Source organism: Streptomyces sp. NRRL S-495, from assembly GCF_000966955.1.
GTDB lineage: Bacteria > Actinomycetota > Actinomycetes > Streptomycetales > Streptomycetaceae > Kitasatospora > Kitasatospora purpeofusca.
Map to the genome: position 1 here is coordinate 1 of NZ_JZWY01000984.1, position 1,805 is coordinate 1,805.

Annotated in this window: 1 pseudogene; it reads right to left on the reverse strand. The window is 78.2% G+C overall.

The features are described 5' to 3' along the window. Positions 1-1,805: pseudogene (locus VR45_RS37455) on the reverse strand (hypothetical protein); the annotation flags it as partial.

Below are 1,805 nucleotides of genomic sequence, written 5' to 3' on the forward strand. Positions count from 1 at the left end.
GGCCTCGACCGGGAGTCGGGGGGCTTTCAGGTCCAGCCAGGGGCCGGGGAGGAAGAGGGTGCGGCCGGCGCGGGGTCGGCGGGCGGTGACCAGCAGGCCGGTCGCGCACAGCCGCTGCTGGGCGGCCTTCAGCGTGGCCGAGGTCCAGCCCGTCCACTGCCGGACCTGGCGGTCGGTGGGGTCGGGCAGGGCGAGCAGCATCAGGTACAGCGCGGCGGCGTCCGTGGGCAGGTCGAGGGCGTTCGCGCAGGCGGCGACCACGTCCGGGGCGCTGCGGCGCGGGTCCTGTTCCCAGCCGGGGGTGCGGTGGGCGTCGGCGGCGAGGTGGTGGCCGAGCGCCGCCAGGTCGCCGGACAGCAGGATGCGCAGGTCCGCGAGGGCGGGCAGGCCGGAGCCGGCCGGCCGGGCCTGCGAGGGCTTCAATCGGTCGTAGTAGTCGTCGAGCGCGTCCAGGACCGGGTCGTCGGCGCCCGTGAGCAGGCCGGGGCGCACCCGGACGTGCCACTGGCCCGTGGCCGGTTCGTCCACCACCTCCACGCCGGGCAGGTCGGCCGGTGGGGGTGACGGCCTGCCGGTGGCGGTCCGGCGGTCGACGGAGAAGACCCGCCATGCTGCTCGGGCGTCCTCCGACTCGGCGGCGAGGTCGGAGGCGAGGTCGGCGGTGAGGTCGGAGGTGACGCGCAGTGCGGCCGCAGCGAGTGCCGGGCGCAGCGGGTGGCTGGCGGGCGTGCGGTAGGCGAGCCAGGCCATCGCGTACGGCGAAGCGTACGGCGCGGGTGCGAAGTCGGGATCGCCGTCCGTCGCGAGGGCGGCGGCGAGCAGGGCCTCCGGGTGGCGGCAGCGCCTGCGCAGGCCCGGCGGGACGGGGTCGGCGGCCGGTCCGGGGCCGGTCGGTGCCCATTCGCCGGTGGGGAAGCGGATCTCGCGCCGCGCCAGGGCCAGCAGGTCGGCGTCGACCGGCGGCGCGCCGTAGCGCTCGTGCCACCAGGCCACCGCGCGCTCCACGTCCGGCCCGTGCGTCCACAGGCGCTCCGGCTCGGCGGGCACCAGCCGGGTGCGGAACTCCCGGACGGCGTCGGAGCCGATCCGTCGGGTGACCTCCTTCTCGGCGGCGCTCTCGTGGTCCCGGTGGAGGGTGCGGACGGCGAGCAGGGCGCCCGCCTCGGCCGGTGTCAGGGCGAGCCGCTCGGCCAGGTGCTCGGCCGCCCCGGGGCGGGCGGGCAGCGGGCCGCGCTCGGCGAACAGCTCCAGGTAGGCGTGCAGCAGGTCGGGGTCGATCTGCGCGGTGAGGTCGGCGCTGGTGCGGACCTCGCAGCCGGCGGCGGCCAGTGGGCCGTCCTCGGGGAAGGTGCCGCCGGGGGCGTACTCCAGCAGTACGGCCCGGTTGAAGCTGCTGTGCAGGACGAGCGCGGCCGACAGCGCGGTCCGGAAGAGGTGGCCGGCCGGCGGGGTGGGCCGGTGGTCCGGGCGCGAGACGGTGACGGTGCGCCAGCGGCCCGCCCCCCGCTCCGCCACGAACGGCAGGTCGGCGTACTCGCGCAGCCGCCCGGGACTCGTGACGTCACCGCGGAGCAGCTCGGTCCGCCAGTCGACGACCAGGTAGGGGAAGGCGGCGGACGCGCCCGGGACGATCGTGCTCGGGCGGTCGAGGTCACCGTCCCAGAGGGGACTGCGGGCGGCCGCCTCGCGCAGCAGGCGGCCGACGCGTACCCGCGCGGGGGCGGAAGGGGTGGCGGGGACGGAAGGGGCGGCGGGGGCGGACGGCAGGTCGGCCGGAGGGTCGGCCGGCGCGGGAGGGGCAGCGG